This is a genomic window from Enterobacter cloacae complex sp. IR5450 (genome assembly GCF_049238665.1).
GTDB classification, from domain to species: Bacteria; Pseudomonadota; Gammaproteobacteria; order Enterobacterales; family Enterobacteriaceae; genus Enterobacter; species Enterobacter hormaechei_C.
Window position 1 is genome coordinate 262,335 of sequence record NZ_JBMKIC010000002.1, and the last position, 20,030, is coordinate 282,364.

The following is a 20,030-nucleotide window of genomic DNA, read 5'->3' on the forward strand; positions in this document are numbered from 1 at the left end:
CCGGAAACCGGCCCTTTATGCGTCAGGAGACGTTACTCGTCAGCGTCATCCGCTGCTTCATCATCGGTGTCCGCTTCCGGGGCGATTTCATCATCCCCTTCCGCGACGCTGCCGTCGATAGAGTCAAGCTCTTCGTCATCCACCGGCTCAGCAACGCGTTGCAGACCGACGACGTTTTCATCTTCCGCAGTGCGGATGAGGATAACGCCCTGGGTGTTACGACCTACCACGCTGATCTCTGACACGCGGGTACGCACCAGCGTACCGGCATCGGTGATCATCATGATCTGGTCCGCGTCGTCCACCTGCACCGCGCCAACAACGGAACCGTTGCGCTCGGTCACTTTGATGGAGATAACGCCCTGCGTGCCGCGTGACTTGGTTGGGTATTCACTTTCCGCCGTACGTTTACCGTAGCCGTTCTGGGTGACGGTCAGGATTGCGCCTTCGCCACGAGGAACGATCAGGGAAACAACGGAGTCTTCACCCGCCAGCTTGATACCACGCACGCCGGTCGCCGTACGACCCATTGCGCGCACGGCGTTCTCTTTAAAGCGCACCACTTTACCGGCGGCAGAGAAGAGCATCACTTCATCAGAACCGGACGTCAGATCCACGCCGATCAGTTCGTCGCCTTCGTTCAGGTTCACCGCGATAATCCCGGCGGAACGTGGACGGCTGAATTCGGTCAGCGCGGTTTTCTTCACGGTACCGCTCGCGGTCGCCATAAAGACGTTCACGCCCTCTTCGTACTCGCGTACCGGCAGTATGGCGGTGATACGTTCGTTCGCTTCCAGCGGCAGCAGGTTGACGATTGGACGTCCACGCGCGCCACGGCTTGCTTCCGGCAGCTGATAGACTTTCATCCAGTACAGACGGCCCCGGCTGGAGAAGCAGAGGATCGTGTCATGGGTGTTCGCCACCAGCAGACGATCAATGAAGTCTTCTTCTTTAATACGCGCCGCAGATTTGCCTTTACCGCCCCGACGCTGAGCTTCGTAGTCGGTCAACGGCTGATACTTCACGTAGCCCTGGTGAGACAGCGTCACTACCACGTCTTCGCGGTTGATCAGATCTTCAATGTTGATATCAGAGCTGTTGGCCGTGATTTCGGTGCGACGCTCGTCGCCGAACTGATCGCGAACCAGCTCCAGCTCTTCACGGATCACTTCCATCAGGCGCTCTGCGCTACCCAGGATATGCAGCAGCTCGGCAATCTGCTCCAGCAGCTCTTTGTACTCGTCGAGCAGTTTTTCATGCTCAAGGCCGGTCAGTTTCTGCAAACGCAGATCCAGAATCGCCTGGGCCTGCTGTTCAGTCAGGTAGTACTTACCGTCACGCACGCCGAATTCCGGCTCCAGCCACTCAGGACGCGCAGCGTCATCGCCGGCACGTTCCAGCATCGCCGCCACGTTGCCCAGATCCCATGAACGCGCAACCAGCGACGCCTTCGCTTCTGCTGGCGTCGGCGCACGGCGGATCAGCTCGATGATCGGGTCGATGTTCGCCAGCGCAACGGCCAGTGCTTCAAGGATATGGGCACGGTCGCGCGCTTTGCGCAGTTCGAAGATGGTACGGCGAGTCACCACTTCACGGCGGTGACGCACGAACGCGCTCAGGATCTCTTTCAGGTTCATGATCTTCGGCTGGCCATGGTGCAGCGCAACCATGTTGATACCGAAGGAGACCTGAAGCTGAGTCTGGGAGTAAAGGTTGTTCAACACAACTTCACCCACCGCGTCGCGCTTGATTTCAATCACGATGCGCATACCGTCTTTGTCAGACTCGTCACGCAGCGCGCTGATGCCTTCAACGCGTTTTTCTTTTACCAGCTCGGCGATTTTTTCAATCAGTCGCGCTTTGTTCACCTGATACGGGATCTCGTGAACAATAATGGTTTCACGGCCGGTTTTGGCGTCCGCTTCCACTTCGGCGCGGGCACGGATGTAAATCTTGCCGCGACCGGTACGGTACGCTTCTTCAATACCGCGACGGCCATTGATGATTGCCGCCGTCGGGAAGTCCGGGCCAGGGATGTGTTCCATCAGCCCTTCAATGCTGATGTCTTCATCGTCAATGTAGGCCAGGCAGCCGTTGATCACTTCCGTGATATTGTGCGGCGGAATGTTGGTTGCCATACCGACGGCGATACCGGACGAACCGTTCACCAGCAGGTTTGGGATCTTCGTTGGCATGACGTCAGGAATTTTTTCCGTGCCGTCGTAGTTATCAACGAAATCAACCGTCTCTTTTTCCAGGTCAGCCATCAGCTCATGGGCAATCTTCGCCAGACGGATTTCCGTATAACGCATTGCCGCGGCGGAGTCGCCGTCGATAGAACCAAAGTTACCCTGACCATCTACCAGCATGTAACGCAGCGAGAAGGGCTGCGCCATACGGACAATGGTGTCGTACACCGCGGAATCACCATGAGGATGGTATTTACCGATTACGTCACCAACGACACGGGCAGATTTTTTGTAGGCTTTATTCCAGTCATTGCCCAATACGTTCATGGCGTATAGTACGCGACGGTGTACCGGCTTCAGGCCATCGCGGACGTCCGGCAGCGCACGGCCAACAATGACCGACATCGCATAGTCCAGATAGGAGCTTTTCAGCTCTTCCTCGATGTTAACCGGTGTAATTTCTCTCGCAAGGTCGCTCATCTAACCGCTATCCCTCTACTGTATCCCGGATTCAAAGGTCGCAAATTATAACACAGCCGCGGTGATACAGGTAAACCTATACGCTTTATTCACAGGGATTGCCTGATATACTCATTTGTCTTGCTAAATAAGGAGTAAAAGCGCCCATGAATGCCGAAAAATCCCCGGTGGCTCACAACGTTGACCACGAAGAGATTGCCAAATTTGAAGCGGTGGCGTCCCGCTGGTGGGATCTCGAAGGTGAGTTCAAACCTCTGCATCGTATTAACCCGCTGCGTCTGGGCTATATCGCGGAGCGTTCCGGCGGTCTGTTCGGTAAGAAAGTGCTCGACGTCGGCTGCGGCGGCGGCATCCTGGCGGAAAGTATGGCGCGTGAAGGGGCCACCGTCACCGGTCTGGACATGGGCTTCGAACCTCTACAGGTTGCGCGTCTTCATGCGCTGGAGTCCGGCATACAGGTAGAATACGTTCAGGAAACCGTGGAAGAGCACGCGGCAAAACATGCGCACCAGTATGACGTGGTGACCTGCATGGAGATGCTGGAGCACGTTCCCGATCCGCAGTCGGTCGTCAGCGCCTGTGCAAACCTGGTGAAACCGGGTGGACAGGTCTTCTTCTCGACCATCAACCGCAACGGCAAAGCCTGGCTGATGGCCGTGGTAGGCGCGGAATATGTGCTGCGCATGGTGCCGAAAGGGACGCACGACGTGAAGAAGTTCATCAAGCCTGCCGAACTGCTGGGCTGGGTTGACCAGACATGGCTTAAGGAGCAGCACATGACGGGCCTGCACTACAACCCGTTGACGGATAAATTCAAACTTGCCCCGGGTGTGGATGTTAACTATATGTTGCACACAACCGCCAAAAACGACTAACGTCATTCGTTATTCTTATAAAGATTGCGCGACATCATGTTGCGCAATTCTGACCTCCCGTTGAAGAAATCAGCACTCGATCAAATTTTGAATTTTTTTTCTTAATTATTGACATCTCTTCCAGGCCTTACGGCACGAGGACTTAGCCTTTTTTACCCTTTCACAACCTCAATTTAACGTCAAAATCAACCCTTGTACTGAAAAGAATCCTTACTAGAATACTCACCATATAGCGTTCTTCTTATCGCAAAACCCCTATATGTAGTATTTATCCACAGAGTTAGTCACAAGACGGGTCTGTGGATAAGCGGGGGGATATTTTTTATTTCACGGACAGGTAAAAACCCACATGAATCAGAGTCTGCTGGTGACAAAGCGCGACGGTACCACCGAGCGTATCAATCTGGACAAAATCCATCGAGTTCTCGACTGGGCAGCAGAAGGACTGAACAACGTATCTATCTCCCAGGTTGAACTGCGTTCTCACATTCAGTTCTACGACGGCATCAAAACGTCTGATATCCACGAAACCATTATCAAAGCAGCGGCAGATCTGATCTCCCGCGACGCACCGGATTATCAGTACCTCGCTGCGCGTCTGGCGATTTTCCACCTGCGTAAAAAAGCCTACGGTCAGTTCGAGCCGCCGAAGCTTTACGATCACGTAGTGAAAATGGTTGAGCTGGGCAAATACGACACGCATCTGCTGGAAGACTATACGGAAGAAGAGTTCGAGCAGATGAACGGGTTTATCGATCACTGGCGCGACATGAACTTCTCCTACGCGGCGGTGAAGCAGCTCGAAGGCAAATACCTGGTTCAGAACCGTGTAACCGGTGAGATCTACGAAAGCGCCCAGTTCCTCTATATTCTGGTGGCCGCCTGCCTGTTCTCTAATTATCCACGCGAAACCCGTCTGGACTACGTGAAGCGTTTCTACGATGCGGTGTCGACGTTCAAGATTTCTCTGCCTACGCCAATCATGTCTGGCGTGCGCACCCCTACCCGTCAATTCAGCTCCTGCGTGCTGATCGAGTGCGGTGACAGCCTGGATTCCATCAACGCGACCTCCAGCGCCATCGTGAAATACGTTTCCCAGCGTGCCGGTATCGGCATCAACGCCGGTCGTATCCGTGCGCTTGGCAGTCCAATCCGCGGCGGTGAAGCGTTCCACACCGGCTGTATCCCGTTCTACAAGCACTTCCAGACGGCAGTAAAATCCTGCTCTCAGGGCGGCGTGCGCGGTGGCGCTGCGACCCTGTTCTACCCGATGTGGCACCTGGAAGTGGAAAGCCTGCTGGTTCTGAAGAACAACCGCGGCGTGGAAGGCAACCGCGTGCGTCACATGGACTACGGCGTGCAGATCAACAAGCTGATGTACACCCGCCTGCTGAAAGGGGAAGACATCACCCTGTTCAGCCCATCCGACGTCCCGGGCCTGTATGACGCGTTCTTCGCCGATCAGGATGAGTTCGAGCGTCTGTACACCAAATATGAAAAAGACGACAGCATCCGTAAGCAGCGCGTGAAGGCGGTCGATCTGTTCTCCCTGATGATGCAGGAACGTGCTTCTACCGGCCGTATCTACATCCAGAACGTTGACCACTGCAACACCCACAGCCCGTTCGATCCGGTGGTTGCCCCAGTGCGCCAGTCCAACCTGTGCCTGGAGATCGCCCTGCCGACCAAACCGCTGGACGATGTGAACGACGAAAACGGCGAAATCGCGCTGTGTACGCTCTCTGCGTTCAACCTGGGTGCGATTAAGAGCCTGGACGAGCTGGAAGAGCTGGCGGTGCTGGCTGTTCGTGCCCTCGACGCCCTGCTGGACTACCAGGATTACCCAATCCCGGCGGCAAAACGCGGCGCAATGGGCCGTCGCACTTTAGGTATCGGCGTAATCAACTTCGCCTACTGGCTGGCGAAAAACGGCAAGCGTTACTCCGACGGCAGCGCCAACAATCTGACGCACCAGACGTTCGAAGCGATCCAGTACTACCTGATGAAAGCCTCTAACGAGCTGGCGAAAGAGCAAGGCGCGTGCCCGTGGTTCAACGAAACCACTTACGCGAAAGGCATTCTGCCGATCGACACCTATAAAAAAGACCTGGATGCGATCGTCAGCGAGCCGCTGCACCTCGACTGGGAAGGCCTGCGCGAGTCCATTAAAACTCACGGCCTGCGTAACTCCACGCTCTCTGCCCTGATGCCGTCCGAGACCTCTTCGCAGATCTCCAACGCCACTAACGGTATTGAGCCACCGCGCGGGCACGTCAGCATTAAAGCGTCGAAAGACGGCGTGCTGCGTCAGGTGGTACCGGATTACGAAACGCTGGGTGACAACTACGAGCTGCTGTGGGAAATGCCAAACAACGACGGCTACCTCCAACTGGTGGGTATCATGCAGAAGTTTATCGACCAGTCGATCTCTGCCAATACTAACTACGACCCGACGCGCTTCCCGTCCGGCAAGGTACCGATGCAGCAGCTGCTGAAAGACCTGCTGACCGCCTACAAATTTGGCGTGAAAACGCTGTACTATCACAACACCCGTGATGGTGCGGAAGACGCCCAGGACGACCTGGCGCCGTCAATTCAGGACGATGGCTGCGAAAGCGGCGCATGTAAGATCTAATAAATTCCCTCACCCTAACCCTCTCCCACAGGGAGAGGGAACTCTTTCCCCCTCTCCCTGTGGGAGAGGGCCGGGGTGAGGGGAAATAACACCACAGGACTCACCGCAATGGCATATACCACCTTTTCACAGACGAAAAACGACCAGCTCAAAGAGCCGATGTTCTTCGGCCAGCCGGTCAACGTGGCACGCTACGATCAGCAAAAATATGACATCTTCGAAAAGCTGATTGAAAAGCAACTCTCCTTCTTCTGGCGTCCGGAAGAAGTTGACGTTTCCCGCGACCGTATCGATTTCCAGGCGCTGCCGGAACACGAAAAGCACATCTTCCTCAGCAACCTGAAGTACCAGACGCTGCTGGACTCCATTCAGGGACGTAGTCCGAACGTGGCGCTGCTGCCGCTAATCTCGATTCCTGAGCTGGAAACCTGGGTAGAAACCTGGGCGTTCTCCGAGACGATCCACTCCCGCTCTTACACTCACATCATCCGCAACATTGTGAACGATCCGGCGGTGGTGTTTGACGATATCGTCACCAACGAACAGATCCAGAAGCGCGCCGAAGGCATTGCGCACTACTACGACGAGCTGATCGAGATGACCAGCTACTGGCATCTGCTGGGCGAAGGCACGCATAACGTGAACGGCAAAACCGTTACCGTAAACCTGCGGGCCCTGAAAAAGCAGCTCTATCTGTGCCTGATGAGCGTCAACGCGCTGGAAGCAATCCGCTTCTACGTGAGCTTCGCCTGCTCCTTCGCGTTTGCCGAGCGCAAGCTGATGGAAGGTAACGCCAAAATTATCCGTCTGATCGCCCGTGACGAAGCCCTGCACCTGACCGGCACCCAGCATATGCTAAACCTGCTGCGCAGCGGTGCGGACGACCCGGAGATGGCGGAAATCGCCGAAGAGTGCAAGCAGGAGTGCTACGACCTGTTCTTGCAGGCCGCCCAGCAGGAGAAAGAGTGGGCAGACTACCTGTTCCGCGACGGCTCCATGATTGGCCTGAACAAAGACATTCTGTGCCAGTACGTGGAGTACATCACTAACATCCGCATGCAGGCTGTGGGTCTCGATCTGCCATTCCAGACGCGCTCTAACCCAATTCCGTGGATCAATACCTGGCTGGTGTCCGATAACGTGCAGGTTGCGCCGCAGGAAGTGGAAGTGAGTTCTTATCTGGTCGGTCAGATTGATTCTGAAGTCAACACCGACGACCTGAGCGACTTCCAGCTCTGATGAGCCGCGTAACGCTGAGCCTTTCTGGTACAGAGGTGTTGTGCCAGGAAGAGCATCCTTCTCTGCTGGTGGCGCTTGAAGCGCATCAGGTTGAGGTAGAGTACCAGTGTCGTGAAGGCTATTGCGGTTCGTGCCGCTGCCGTCTTGTCGCAGGCCAGGTGGACTGGCTGACCGAACCGCTGGCCTTTATCAATGAAGGGGAAATTTTGCCCTGCTGCTGCCGGGCAAAAGGCGATATTGAGATCGAGATGTAAAAAAGGGCCTTACGGCCCTTTTTCTATTTTAAGAACGTCACCGCTTTATCCGGGAAATCCGTAAACAGCCCGTCCACGTCCGCCTGCTTATACAACACCTCGTAAAGCTGATTCACATCGGTGGCATATGGCGGCAGCTGATCGGCACGCACCGTGTACGGATGCACCTGCATCTTGCTGGCGTGCGCCTCTTTCACCATCGCCGTCAGCTTCACGTGGCCAGGCGTTGAGCCTTCCGCCACCAGCATGTGATAATCCGGCCCGATGCCGTCAGCGTACTGCGCAATCTGCTTCATCGCGCCCGGCTTAAACATCCAGTCGTAGCTGTAGTTCACCCACTTCCCGTCCGGCTGTTTTTCCTGGGTTTCATTCCAGTCGGTATAGGCAATCAGCTGCACCAGATTGAGATCCATCCCCATCTTCGGCTCCAGCTCAGTTTTGATGCGCTTCAGTTCCGCGGCATCGAAACATTGCAGGAAAACCTTATCCTGCTTGCTGGTGTAGCCGTACTTTTTCAGTACCTCCAGCGTCTTCGCGGCAATGTCCTTTCCTTCCTGATGGTGGAACCACGGCGCTTTGATTTCCGGGTAGATACCGATATTTTTTCCTGTCGAGTGGTTCAGCCCCTGAACAAACTCGATCTCCTCTTCGAAGGTGTGAATACGGAAGTCAGACTTGCCCATCGGGAAACGTCCCGGATAGACCTGTACCTTCTTACCGTTTTCAATCTCGAAGCCCTCGGTAAACTTCAGCGAGCGGATCTCCGCCAGCGTGAAGTCGATAGCGTAGTAGCGACCATCTTTACGGGCGCGATCCGGGAAACGCTCCGCCACGTCCGTGACGCGGTCAAGATAGTGGTCATGCAGAACGACCAGCTGGTCGTCCTTCGTCATCACCAAATCCTGCTCCAGATAATCCGCGCCCTGAGCATAGGCCATCGCTTTTGCCGGCAGCGTATGCTCCGGCAGATAACCGCTGGCGCCACGGTGGGCGATCACGATCTTATCTGCCGCCAGCGCGGAGCCTGTCATCAGGCCCGCCAGCAGCAGGCCGGTTGCTAACTGAGTTAATTTCATCGCAATGCTCCTTATTGACGACGCGCCAGCACTTCGGCGTGGTGACGTTTTTCACCAATCATCACAACAACCAGCAGCAGTACCGCCAGCACGCTTCCGCCGATCATCACCATAAAGCCGCCGTCCCAGCCGAAGAAGTCAACGGTATAGCCCACAATGGCGCTCGCCGCGACCGAACCGCCGAGATAGCCGAACAGACCGGTAAAGCCCGCAGCCGTGCCTGCCGCTTTCTTCGGTGCCAGCTCCAGCGCGTGCAGGCCGATCAGCATAACCGGACCATAAATCAGGAAGCCGATAACGATCATACAGGCCATATCCACACCCGGATTACCCGGCGGGTTAAGCCAGTAAACGACCGTCGCGATGGTCACCAGCGTCATAAAGAACACGCCCGTTGCCCCACGGTTGCCCTTAAACACTTTGTCCGACATCCAGCCGCAGATCAGCGTGCCGGGAATGCCCGCGTATTCATACAGGAAATAGGCCCAGGAAGATTTATCCAACGCGAAGTGCTTCACCTCTTTCAGGTAAGTCGGGGACCAGTCGAGGATGCCGTAACGCAACAGGTAGACAAACACGTTCGCCACCGCGATGTACCACAGCAGCTTGTTCGGCAGCACGTACTTCATGAAGATCTGCTTTGCCGTCAGCTCTTCTTCGTGCTTCTCGCTGTAATCATCCGGGTAGTCGTTTTTATACTCTTCGATCGGCGGCAGGCCGCAGGACTGTGGGGTGTCGCGCATCAGAGCGAAGGCGATAATCGCCACCAGAATGGCGCCAAAGGCTGGCATATAGAGCGCGGCATGCCAGTCGTTGAACCAGGCCATCCCCAGCAGGAACAGCAGCGGCGGAAGCCCGCCCCCGACATTATGCGCACAGTTCCAGACCGATACAATTCCACCACGCTCTTTCTGTGACCACCAGTGAACCATGGTGCGTCCGCATGGCGGCCATCCCATCCCCTGGAACCAGCCGCAGAGGAACAGCAGCACGAACATGATGGCAATGCTTGAGGTCGCCCACGGCACAAAGCCCATGAACAGCATCACCGCTGCCGCGAGGATCAGACCGGCGGGCAGGAACACGCGCGGATTCGAACGATCCGACACCGACCCCATAATGAACTTTGAAAAACCGTACGCGATGGAGATCCCCGACAGCGCAAATCCCAGATCGCCGCGAGAGAAGCCCTGCTCCACCAGGTACGGCATGGCGAGCGCAAAGTTTTTACGTACCAGATAGTACGCCGCATACCCGAAGAAGATCCCGAGGAAGATTTGCCAACGCAGACGGCGGTAGAGAGGATCAATCTCTGCCTCTGGCAGTCGCGCCCGATGTGGCGCAGGTTTAAAGATACTGAGCATAACAGCCTCCGTGGCCTTTCAAAAAATGACCGGGCATCTCGCGCCCGGCTACAGAGGCGGCGATGTTAAGAAATCACGGTGAATGTTACTGTGAATCAACGCACAGATTGTTACAGAAATATGACAGAATGCGCAAAAAAGCGCATGAAATCACGTTTCACTTTCGAATTTCGCGCGTTTATGTTCGAAATCAAACAAACCACACGATCAATGTGGCTAAATGCAAAAAAACGAACATAGAGGAAAGGCAATGACAATTCACGATCCACGCTTCAGCGATGTGATTATCATTGGCGGTGGCGCGACGGGTGCCGGCATCGCACGCGACTGCGCCCTGCGGGGATTGAGCGTCACGCTTCTGGAACGCCACGATATCGCCACCGGCGCGACGGGACGTAACCACGGTCTGTTGCACAGCGGCGCCCGCTATGCGGTCACTGACGCTGAGTCAGCGCGCGAGTGTATCGCTGAAAACCAGATCCTCAGGCGCATCGCCCGCCACTGCGTTGAACCGACCAACGGTCTTTTTATCACCCTTCCAGAAGACGACCTCGGCTTTCAGCAAACCTTTATCACCGCCTGCACGGCGGCAGGCATTCAGGCCGAGGCGATCGATCCTGCGCAGGCGCGCCGTCTTGAACCCTCGGTAAACCCGGCGTTACTGGGCGCGGTAAAAGTACCGGACGGAACCGTTGATCCTTTCCGCCTGACCGCCGCCAATATGCTCGACGCGCGGGAACATGGCGCCCAGATCCTGACCGGGCATCACGTCACCGGGCTTATTCGCGAAGGGAATACCGTGCGCGGAGTGCGCGTGTTTGATGCGCAGTACAACGAACACCGCGAGCTGTATGCCGCCGTCGTGGTCAACGCGGCGGGGATCTGGGGCCAGCGCATCGCGGAATACGCGGACCTGTCGGTGCGCATGTTCCCGGCGAAAGGCTCGCTGCTGATCCTCGACCACCGCATCAATAACCATGTCATCAACCGCTGCCGTAAACCGTCTGACGCCGATATCCTCGTGCCGGGGGACACCATTTCGTTAATCGGCACGACCTCAATGCATGTGGACTACAGCGAAATTGATTACAACCGCGTCACCGCTGAAGAGGTGGATATCCTGCTGCGCGAAGGGGAAAAGCTGGCCCCGGTGATGGCGCAGACGCGTATTCTGCGTGCCTACGCGGGCGTGCGTCCCCTCGTCGCCAGCGATAACGATCCGAGCGGGCGTAACGTCAGCCGCGGCATCGTACTGCTCGATCACGCCGAACGTGACGGCATGGACGGATTTATCACCATTACCGGCGGCAAGCTGATGACCTACCGGCTGATGGCCCAGTGGGCCACCGATGCCGTCTGCCGTAAGCTCGGCAACACCGCGCCGTGCGTGACGGCGGAACAGGCCCTGCCCGGCTCGCAGCAATCGACAGAAAAAACGCTGCACAAAATCATTTCACTCCCTGCCCCGCTTCGCGGTTCGGCGATTTACCGCCACGGCGACCGCACCCCGACCTGGCTCGGTGAAGGGCGACTCAGCCGCAGCCTGGTGTGCGAATGCGAAGCCGTGACCGCAGGCGAGGTGCAGTATGCCGTGGAAAACCTGACGGTGAACAACCTGCTCGATTTACGCCGCCGCACGCGCGTCGGGATGGGCACCTGTCAGGGGGAGCTGTGCGCCTGCCGTGCCGCCGGGCTGCTGCAACGTTTTCACGCCACCACGTCAACCCAGTCGCTTGCCCAACTCAGCGATTTTTTAAACGAGCGCTGGAAAGGCATTCAGCCCGTCGCCTGGGGCGATGCCCTGCGCGAAAGCGAATTTACCCGCTGGGTCTATCAGGGGCTTTGCGGTCTGGAGAAGGAGCACAACCATGAAATTTGATACCGTGATTGTGGGTGGGGGGCTGGCGGGCCTGCTGTGCGGCCTCAAACTGACGCAGCGGGGTCTGCGCTGCGCCATTGTCACTCGCGGTCAGAGTGCTCTGCACTTCTCCTCCGGCTCGCTGGATTTACTGGGCGCGCTATCGTTCGCCGATCTGCCGCCTGAACATCCCTACCGCCTGACGGGCGCAGAGAATATGGCCCGCTTTGCCTGCGAAACCGAACACCTGCTCACCACCTGCGGTGCACGCATGCAGGGTGACGCCGAGCAAAACCATCAGCGCGTCACGCCACTCGGCACCCTGCGCGCCGCCTGGCTTAGCCCGGAAGAGGTGCCTGTCGCTCCCATCGCTGCCGAGCGCGTGCGGGTGGTGGGGATCAGCGGCTTCCTCGATTTCCAGCCACATCTGGCCGCCGCGTCTCTCAGACAGCAGGGTGTTCAGGTGGATACGGCGGAGATTGTTCTCCCCGAACTCGACGTGCTGCGCGAAAACCCCAGCGAGTTTCGTGCGGTGAACATTGCCCGCCTGCTGGATAATGAAAGTTACTGGCCGCAGCTGTACGCGGCGCTTCAACCGCTCGGCGAGACCTGCGACGCCCTGTTTATGCCCGCCTGTTTTGGCTTAACGGACAACCGGCTCTGGCGCTGGCTCTCGGCGCGCCTGCCCTGTACGCTCGGTTTACTGCCGACGCTCCCCCCTTCCGTGCCCGGCATTCGTCTGCACACCCAGCTTCAGCGTCAGTTTGTTGCCCAGGGTGGCGTCTGGATGGCAGGCGACGAGGTGAAAAAAATCACCCTGGCTGAGGGCGCGGTAAGCGAAATCTGGACCCGCAACCACGGCGACATCCCGCTTCGCGCACGCTTTACGGTGCTGGCAAGCGGCAGTTTCTTCAGTAACGGTCTGCTGAGCAGCCGGGATGGCGTGCGTGAGGCAATACTCGGGCTGGATGTCCGGCAAAGCGCTTCCCGCGCGGACTGGTATCAAAGCGATTTCTTCACCCCGCAGCCCTGGCAGCAGTTCGGCGTGATCGTCGACAGCCAACTGCGCCCGCGGCTGGGCGGGGAACCGGTTGAAAATCTTTACGCCATCGGCTCGGTTCTGGGCGGGTACGATCCCGTGGCGCAGGGCTGCGGTGGCGGCGTCTGCGCCGTCACCGCGCTGCATGTCGCGGAGCAGATTATCCATCGCAGGGAGAGAGCACAATGAACGACACCCGATTTGAAAGCTGTATCAAATGCACGGTCTGCACCACGGTTTGCCCGGTCAGCGGCGTCGATCCGCGCTATCCCGGCCCGAAACAGGCCGGTCCCGACGGGGAGCGTCTGCGCCTGAAGGATGGCGCGCTCTACGACGAGGCGCTGAAATACTGCATCAACTGCAAACGCTGCGAAGTTGCCTGCCCGTCGGACGTGAAAATAGGCGATATCATCCAGCGCGCCCGCGCCCGCTACAGTACGAAAAAACCGACGCTGCGTGACGCGATACTGAGCCACACCGATCTAATGGGCAGCCTCTCGACGCCTTTCGCACCGGCCGTCAATGCCGCCACCGCCCTGAAGCCGGTGCGCAGGCTGCTGGATGCGACGCTCAAAATCGACCATCACCGCAGTCTGCCGAAATATTCTCACGGCACCTTCCGCCGCTGGTATAAATCCGTGGCGGCAGAACAGGCGCAGTTCGCTGAGCAGGTCGCCTTCTTCCACGGCTGCTACGTGAACTACAACCATCCGCAGCTGGGAAAAGACCTGCTGAAAGTGCTGAACGCCATGGGGACGGGCGTTCAGCTGCTGAGCAAAGAAAAGTGCTGCGGCGTTCCGCTGATTGCCAACGGTTTCATCGACAAAGCGCGCAAGCAGGCGAGCAGCAACGTCACCTCTTTACGTGAGGCGATCGTCGACAAAGGGATACCGGTACTGGCGACGTCGTCAACCTGTACCTTCACGCTGCGCGATGAATATCCGCATCTGCTGGATGTGGATAACACCGGCCTGCGCGAGCACATTGAGCTGGCGACCCGTTTTCTCTGGCGCAAACTGGACAGCGGGCAGACGTTACCGCTGGGCAAATTGCCGCTGAAGGTGGTATATCACACGCCATGTCATATGGAGAAGATGGGCTGGTCGATCTATACGCTTGAGCTGCTGCGGCTGATCCCGGGGCTGGAGCTGACGGTGCTGGACTCACGCTGCTGCGGCATCGCTGGCACCTACGGATTCAAGCGTGAAAACTACCCAACGTCACAGGCCATTGGCGCGCCGCTGTTCCGGCAGATTAAAGAGAGCGGCGCAGATATCGTGGTGACGGACTGTGAAACCTGCAAGTGGCAGATCGAGATGTCCACCAGCAAACGCTGTGAACAACCCATTACCTTGCTGGCAAAAGCGCTGGCGTAACCGTTGCCGGGGACACTGCCCCGGCACACTCTCACTCTACGAACAGCGATTCCACGACGTTGATCCAGCCGTGCTCACTGGCGACCTCTTTCCCGTTCAGCCAGCGGCGCAGCATGTTCAGCGCCATCATCGCGCACACCTCCTGACGTACGGCCAGGCTGTGGCGGGTAATGCTCATCCTGACGCGCAGGGCGTGCGTTCCTTCCGGCGTTGCCAGGGCAAAGTTGAGGTGCTCCTCATCCAGCCCGCCCACAAACAGCGCCAGTCCGGCAAAATGCTTCACTCTGCGCTCGGATGCCCAGCGCGCCGTCTGCGCCAGCGTCTCCTGCTGGAACGGCACCACTTCACTGGCCAGCAGCGGCGCACCCGCCCGGGTAAGCTGAAGCGCCAGAAGCCCACCGGTAAACTGCTCGCTTAACGTCACGCTCAGCTGGCGGGACTGCAAATGCGCTGCGATCTGCGCCGGCAGCCCTTCCGTGCCTTCGAAAATCAGGCTTTCCCCGGCGACGCGCCGCACTTCCGGCCACAGTGCCAGCATAGCGGCTTTCTCTGACGCCGGTCCGGTCAGCTTCAGTTCAATAATCGGCATGGAGGAGCGATAGCCCATCGACACGCCGGGAGGCAGTTGCAGGTGATCGAGGCTCTGAGCCAGATCGCTTTCCGAGCGACCAAAGGTGGTCAGACGCAGGCACAGCGGCGGTTCAGGCAGCGTAAAGCGCGCGCGCAGGCGCGGCAGGATCTGCTGCTCGACCATCACTTTAAATTCCGACGGCACGCCCGGAGTGAAGAACATCAGGCAGCGGTTCAACTGAACGGCAAACCCGCAGGCGGTGCCGACCGGGTTATCAATCAGTTCCGCGCTGGCGGGAATTTCAGCCTGCTTGCGGTTGCTGGGGGCCATCACGCGGCCACGCCCGGAGAAAAAGCGCTCCATCTGCGCCAGCCACGCCTCGTGCAGGACCAGGCCTTCGCCTTTGGCCGTGGCGGCGGCCAGCGCGCTGAGATCGTCGCTGGTGGGTCCCAGCCCGCCGTTCACAATCAGCACGTCGCAGCGTTCGCTGCGCTCGCGCAGAACGTTGACCAGCGACTCAAGGTTGTCACCTACGGTGTTGCGGCGCGTTAACGATAATCCTTGCTCAAAGAAGAGATCGGCGAGCCAGGCGGCATTGGTATCAATGATTTGCCCATGAAGCACTTCGTCGCCAGTGGATAACATTTCCACGTTTATCATTGTGTTCTCCCATTTCAATGGTCAAAACACTATAGCGCAATCAAAGACTGGGGGAAGAGAGAAACTGGCGCGACTGAACGCCGCGCCGAGAGGATTAGAAACCGGCGCTAACGCCAACGTACGGGCCGTCTGCCAGGGCGTTGTCGCGGTTGCCGTCTTTACCGGCCAGGTTCAGATAGCGATAACCCGCTTCGATGGTGATTGGACGCACGATGGTCCAGCGCGCGCCGGCGTTAGCTTCCTGATAGCTGTCGATGCCGCTGGAGAGGGAATCAGGAGAGTAGTAGTACTCACCGAACAGGCCAAAGCTGTCGCCAATTTTCCACTGCAAGCCGCCGCCCACTGCCGCCGCGTAGCCTTCGTCGCCCTCGTTCGGGTTGGTGTAAATGCCTTTACCGCCGACGGTCGCCAGGAAGGGACCCAACGGCACGTTGAAGCCGAGGCCCAGGCTTGCCGCATCGCCGTCGTCGTCGTTATGCGTCCAGCCGCCGGTCATTGCCAGGCCTGCGCTGTCCGTGCCAAGACCGAAGCCCAGATGGGTATAATCTTGTCCCGCCGAGCCGTTGAAGGAAATTGCGTTTGCCGCTGCTGAAACAAACATCAGGCCGCTTAAGCCCATTAATGCCACTTTTTTCATTGTCGTGATCCCGCACAATTTATTCAGAGATGTCCAAAAACCGCGAGATTTTAACCTGCCTGCCTGTGTGATCAATGGACTCCGCGTGCGGCAGGCAATTAGTTTGTAACGATTTGATAATATCGGCATTTATATCAGCATCAGAAAGCGCATTTTCACGCTCAGCCCACCCAGATTTTCACTGGGCATCAGCTGAAGATGGCTGCGGTGCAGGCGGGCAATATCGTTAGCCAGCGCCAGGCCAATGCCGGACCCGGCGGCATCACCCACGTTTTCCAGACGGTGAAACGGCAGCATGGCCTGGGAGATCTGGTCTTCAGCAATACCCGGTCCGCTGTCCTCCACGCTCAGCTCAACGGCATCGTTAGCCGTGCGCAGGTACACCGTCACGATGCCCTGCTCCGGCGTGTATTTGATCGCGTTCCCCAGCAGGTTGGCGCAGAGTTCACCCAGCAGCACGTCATCACCCTCAATCATTACCGGCTGCTGTACGCCGTCATAACCGAGATCGATACCCTTGCTGCGCGCCTGCGCCAGCCGGGAAAAGCAGCAGTTTTGCACCACCTGCACCAGATCGACAGGGGCAAACTGTCGCTCCCCCTGCTCTTTTCGCTTCACCGCTGAAAGCTGCAACAGCCTTTCTGTCAGCACGATGGTGTTATCCAGCGTGACGTTCATCGCCCGTAAGCTCTCCTGCCACAGGGCCGGATCGTTACGCGTCAGGGCAACCGATACCTGGGTTTTCAGCACCGCCAGCGGCGTTTTGAGCTGGTGTGAGGCGTCAGCATTAAAGCGCGCCTGTCGCGAAAGCACGCCGCGTAACCTGTCGATATAGCGGTTAAATGCCACAATCAGCAGCCGCGTTTCCGACCAGGGCAGCAGCTCCGGCAGCGGAGCCAGCAGCCCGGGCTCACGGCGCACCATCAGCGAAGAGAGCTGCCGCATCGGGCGCAGCACGCGACGCAGCAGCCACGCGGTCAGGACCAGCGTCAGCAGCACCAGCAGCCCCTGCGACACGAGCGAGGAAAACAGCAGCTGAGTGGCCAGATAGCGCCGCGACTGCAACGTTTCGGCGACGTAGATTTCCGCCATGCCGAACACACTGTCCTCGTTAACCGGCTGGAGCAGCTTCGCCACGCGGATCGCCTGCCCGCGATACTCGGTATGATAAAACCACGCCAGCGCCGGATAGTGGGAGGTGCGCGACGTGGAGGGGGGCATATTCGGCAGATCGTCATAGCCGGAGATCGTCCGCCCGTCAGGGTCCACGACCTTGTAGTAGAGGCGATCGTTCATGTTCAGCTCGAAGCTGTCGAGCACGACCCACGGCACGTTCACCTGGAGCTTGCCGTTGTGCACCACCAGCCGCTCTGACACCGTGCGCGCCGAGGATAACAGCGTGCGGTCATAGGCCTGCGTCGCCGCCTGTAGCGCGCTAACGTAGCTGTTAAAGGCTGACAGCCCCCATAACAGCAGCAGCGGCAAACCCAGAAAAAGCAAAAGTTGCAGGTAAAGCGACTGCGGCTTAACCCACTTCATCGCCGCACTCCAGCACGTAGCCCAGCCCCCGGAGGGTGGTGATCCGCACGCCGCTGCCGGTCAGCTTCTTACGCAGGCGGTGAATATAGAGATCGATGCTCTCGGGGCTGACGTCGTCGTTCAGGCTGAACACCTGGTCGAAAAGCTGTTGCCGGGAGACGGGACGGGTCCGACGGTGCATCAGCACCTTCAGCAAAGAGAGTTCGCGCGGCGTGAGGGAAAGGGGTTCATCGCGCAGCAGAAAAAAGCCTTCATCATCGTACTCCAGCTCTCCCAGCCGCTGGCGCTCCTGGGTTCGCCCTTCACTGCGGCGCAGCAGCGCACGCAGGCGGGCATCAAGCTCCTCCAGCTCGAACGGTTTCGGCAGGTAGTCATCCGCCCCGGCATTCAGCCCCTTAACCCTGTCTGCCACGTTGCTGCGGGCGGTAAGAAACAGCACGGGCAACGTCTGCCCGCGCTTTCTCAGCCGATGCACCACCTCCAGCCCGTCGAAACCGGGCATGCCGATATCAAGGATCGCGACGGCATAGTTTTCTCCCTGCAAAAGATGATCGGCCGCCCGTCCATCGTTGACGCAATCCACGGCAAATCCGTTTTGTACCAGCGCTTTTTCCAGCCAGTGAGCCAGCTCACGATTATCTTCCGCCAGTAAGAGACGCATATCACATCCTGTAAAGTTGGTGTCGCAGTGAAAGGGAAATGAAAGGTTATTGTTTTAACAATCACGCAACGGAACCGCTACAAGGTGGTTCACATAATCAGAAAAAAGACACCCGTACCCGTACTCCCGGTTCTCCGGCGTGAGGATAAACGATGAAAAAACAATTACTTTCTACCCTTGCTGCAAGCGTATTGCTGTTGAGTGCCTCTGTCGTCCAGGCGCAGGACGCGCCATCCCGTACCGAATGTATCGCCCCGGCCAAACCCGGCGGCGGCTTCGACCTGACCTGTAAGCTGATTCAGGTCAGCCTGCTGGAGACGAAGGCCATTGAGAAACCGATGCGCGTTACCTACATGCCCGGCGGCGTGGGCGCGGTAGCCTATAACGCCATCGTCGCCCAGCGCCCTGCCGAAGCGGGCACAGTGGTGGCCTTCTCCGGCGGTTCGCTGCTGAATCTGTCACAGGGGAAATTTGGTCGTTATGACGTGAATGACGTGCGCTGGCTCGCCACCGTAGGCACCGATTACGGCATGATCGCCGTGCGCGCGGACTCTCCGTGGAAATCCCTGAAAGATCTGCTGACCGCCATGGAAAAAGATCCGAACAGCGTGGTCATTGGCGCGGGCGCCTCTATTGGCAGCCAGGACTGGATGAAAGCCGCGCTGCTGGCGCAGCAGGCCAAAGTGGATCCGCACAAGATGCGTTACGTGGCCTTTGAAGGCGGCGGCGAACCGGTGACGGCGCTGATGGGCAATCACGTCCAGGCGGTATCGGGCGATCTCAGCGAAATGTTGCCCTACCTGAGCGGGGATAAGATCCGTGTGCTGGCGGTCTTCTCAGAAAACCGTCTGCCGGGCCAGCTGGCAGACGTCCCAACCGCCAAAGAGCAGGGTTATAACCTGGTCTGGCCGATCATCCGCGGCTTCTTCGTCGGGCCAAAAGTGACCGACGCCGAATACCAGTGGTGGGTGGATACCTTCGCAAAACTTCAGCAAACCGAGGAGTTCAAAAAACAGCGCGATCTGCGCGGGCTGTTTGAGTTCAACCTGAACGGCAAGCAGCTGGACGAGTATGTCAAAAAACAGGTGAATGACTACCGCGAACAGGCGAAAGCCTTTGGCCTGGCGAAATAACCGGAGGCGCTATGAGCGATCGCATTTTTGCCGGGATATGGCTGCTGCTCTGCATTGGCGGCATGTTAGTCGCCTGGCAGATCCACAGCGAATACAGCTATGAACCCGTGGGGCCACGCCCCTTTCCCGTCGGCATTGTCGGCCTGATGCTGCTCTGCTCGGTAGCGCTGCTGCTGCGCCATCCGGATACCGTGGAGTGGCCGCCACGCCGAACGCTGCAACGTCTGCTGGTAATGGTGATTGTCCTGCTGATGTACGCGTGGGGCTTTGAATGGCTCGGCTTCCCGATTGCCACCGCCCTGCTGACGATGGTGATTGGCATACTATTTAACGCCTCGCTGCCTGCGGCGGGGATCTCCGGGGTCGTACTGGGCATTTTACTCTGGTACGCCTTCGACCGCCTGCTGGACGTGACCCTGCCGCTTGGCGCATGGTTTAACTAAC

At 58.0% G+C, this 20,030-nt stretch carries 16 protein-coding genes; 9 read left to right on the top strand and 7 right to left on the bottom strand.

All coding sequences use genetic code 11. The features are described from left to right. Nucleotides 1-32 precede the first annotated feature (32 nt). On the bottom strand, nt 33-2,669 hold the full coding sequence (gyrA, locus tag ACOTYB_RS03515) for a DNA topoisomerase (ATP-hydrolyzing) subunit A (protein ID WP_058662459.1): 2,637 nt from the start codon (nt 2,667-2,669) through the stop codon (nt 33-35). 146 nt (nt 2,670-2,815) lie between these two features. On the opposite strand from gyrA, the gene ubiG reads away from it, so the two are divergent. From ubiG to yfaE, 4 genes are all read left to right on the top strand, one after another. Further along, the gene (ubiG, locus tag ACOTYB_RS03520) at nt 2,816-3,544 is read left to right on the top strand and encodes a bifunctional 2-polyprenyl-6-hydroxyphenol methylase/3-demethylubiquinol 3-O-methyltransferase UbiG (protein WP_003859413.1); all 729 of its coding nucleotides are present in this window, start codon (nt 2,816-2,818) and stop codon (nt 3,542-3,544) included. Between the two features lie 349 nt (nt 3,545-3,893). Further along, nucleotides 3,894-6,179 (top strand): class 1a ribonucleoside-diphosphate reductase subunit alpha, encoded by a 2,286-nt coding sequence (gene nrdA / locus ACOTYB_RS03525; RefSeq protein ID WP_003859415.1) that lies wholly within the window; start codon nt 3,894-3,896, stop codon nt 6,177-6,179. 108 nt (nt 6,180-6,287) lie between these two features. Continuing rightward, nucleotides 6,288-7,418: a class Ia ribonucleoside-diphosphate reductase subunit beta gene (nrdB, locus tag ACOTYB_RS03530; RefSeq protein ID WP_023314567.1), complete on the top strand. Its 1,131-nt coding sequence runs from the start codon at nt 6,288-6,290 to the stop codon at nt 7,416-7,418. Continuing rightward, the gene (yfaE, locus tag ACOTYB_RS03535) at nt 7,418-7,672 is read left to right on the top strand and encodes a class I ribonucleotide reductase maintenance protein YfaE (RefSeq protein ID WP_023324987.1); all 255 of its coding nucleotides are present in this window, start codon (nt 7,418-7,420) and stop codon (nt 7,670-7,672) included. Before nrdB ends, yfaE begins: the two co-directional genes overlap by 1 nt. A 23-nt stretch (nt 7,673-7,695) precedes the next feature. Here yfaE and glpQ read toward each other — a convergent pair whose 3' ends face one another. Both glpQ and glpT read right to left on the bottom strand, forming a co-directional pair. Next, a complete protein-coding gene (glpQ, locus tag ACOTYB_RS03540) occupies nt 7,696-8,748 on the bottom strand; it encodes a glycerophosphodiester phosphodiesterase (RefSeq protein ID WP_047653832.1) in 1,053 nt (350 codons plus the stop codon). A gap of 11 nt (nt 8,749-8,759) precedes the next feature. Further along, nucleotides 8,760-10,112, bottom strand: coding sequence for a glycerol-3-phosphate transporter (gene glpT / locus ACOTYB_RS03545; RefSeq protein ID WP_003859423.1), 1,353 nt, complete (start codon nt 10,110-10,112; stop codon nt 8,760-8,762). A gap of 250 nt (nt 10,113-10,362) precedes the next feature. Between glpT and glpA the strand changes: the two genes are divergently transcribed. From glpA to glpC, 3 genes are read left to right on the top strand one after another with little or no spacing between them, the layout of a single operon-like run. Further along, complete coding sequence (gene glpA, locus ACOTYB_RS03550) at nt 10,363-11,991, top strand: anaerobic glycerol-3-phosphate dehydrogenase subunit A (protein ID WP_015572285.1); 1,629 nt, start codon at nt 10,363-10,365, stop codon at nt 11,989-11,991. Continuing rightward, nucleotides 11,981-13,198 carry a glycerol-3-phosphate dehydrogenase subunit GlpB gene (gene glpB / locus ACOTYB_RS03555; RefSeq protein ID WP_421765748.1) on the top strand — a complete coding sequence of 406 codons (1,218 nt, stop codon included), beginning with the start codon at nt 11,981-11,983 and terminating at the stop codon, nt 13,196-13,198. Before glpA ends, glpB begins: the two co-directional genes overlap by 11 nt. After that, nucleotides 13,195-14,385 carry an anaerobic glycerol-3-phosphate dehydrogenase subunit GlpC gene (glpC, locus tag ACOTYB_RS03560; RefSeq protein ID WP_409248730.1) on the top strand — a complete coding sequence of 397 codons (1,191 nt, stop codon included), beginning with the start codon at nt 13,195-13,197 and terminating at the stop codon, nt 14,383-14,385. Before glpB ends, glpC begins: the two co-directional genes overlap by 4 nt. 31 nt (nt 14,386-14,416) lie before the next feature. Here the strand turns inward: glpC and ACOTYB_RS03565 are convergent, their stop codons facing one another. The 4 genes from ACOTYB_RS03565 to tctD form a co-directional block, all read right to left on the bottom strand. Next, the gene (locus ACOTYB_RS03565) at nt 14,417-15,616 is read right to left on the bottom strand and encodes a nicotinamide mononucleotide deamidase-related protein YfaY (protein WP_045343019.1); all 1,200 of its coding nucleotides are present in this window, start codon (nt 15,614-15,616) and stop codon (nt 14,417-14,419) included. 94 nt (nt 15,617-15,710) lie between these two features. Beyond that, on the bottom strand, nt 15,711-16,253 hold the full coding sequence (locus ACOTYB_RS03570; protein WP_045343018.1) for a YfaZ family outer membrane protein: 543 nt from the start codon (nt 16,251-16,253) through the stop codon (nt 15,711-15,713). Nucleotides 16,254-16,382: 129 nt separating this feature from the next. Continuing rightward, nucleotides 16,383-17,792 (bottom strand): sensor histidine kinase, encoded by a 1,410-nt coding sequence (locus tag ACOTYB_RS03575; RefSeq protein WP_421765749.1) that lies wholly within the window; start codon nt 17,790-17,792, stop codon nt 16,383-16,385. Then, nucleotides 17,779-18,453, bottom strand: a complete 675-nt coding sequence (tctD, locus tag ACOTYB_RS03580; protein ID WP_017693014.1) for a transcriptional regulator TctD — start codon at nt 18,451-18,453, stop codon at nt 17,779-17,781. Before tctD ends, ACOTYB_RS03575 begins: the two co-directional genes overlap by 14 nt. Nucleotides 18,454-18,605: 152 nt before the next feature. Here tctD and ACOTYB_RS03585 point away from each other — a divergent pair, with 152 nt between their 5' ends. Together ACOTYB_RS03585 and ACOTYB_RS03590 are read left to right on the top strand one after the other, a co-directional pair. Continuing rightward, nucleotides 18,606-19,586 (top strand): Bug family tripartite tricarboxylate transporter substrate binding protein, encoded by a 981-nt coding sequence (locus ACOTYB_RS03585; RefSeq protein ID WP_220153247.1) that lies wholly within the window; start codon nt 18,606-18,608, stop codon nt 19,584-19,586. A gap of 11 nt (nt 19,587-19,597) precedes the next feature. Further along, nucleotides 19,598-20,029, top strand: a complete 432-nt coding sequence (locus ACOTYB_RS03590) for a tripartite tricarboxylate transporter TctB family protein (RefSeq protein ID WP_220153248.1) — start codon at nt 19,598-19,600, stop codon at nt 20,027-20,029. Nucleotide 20,030: the final 1 nt, after the last annotated feature.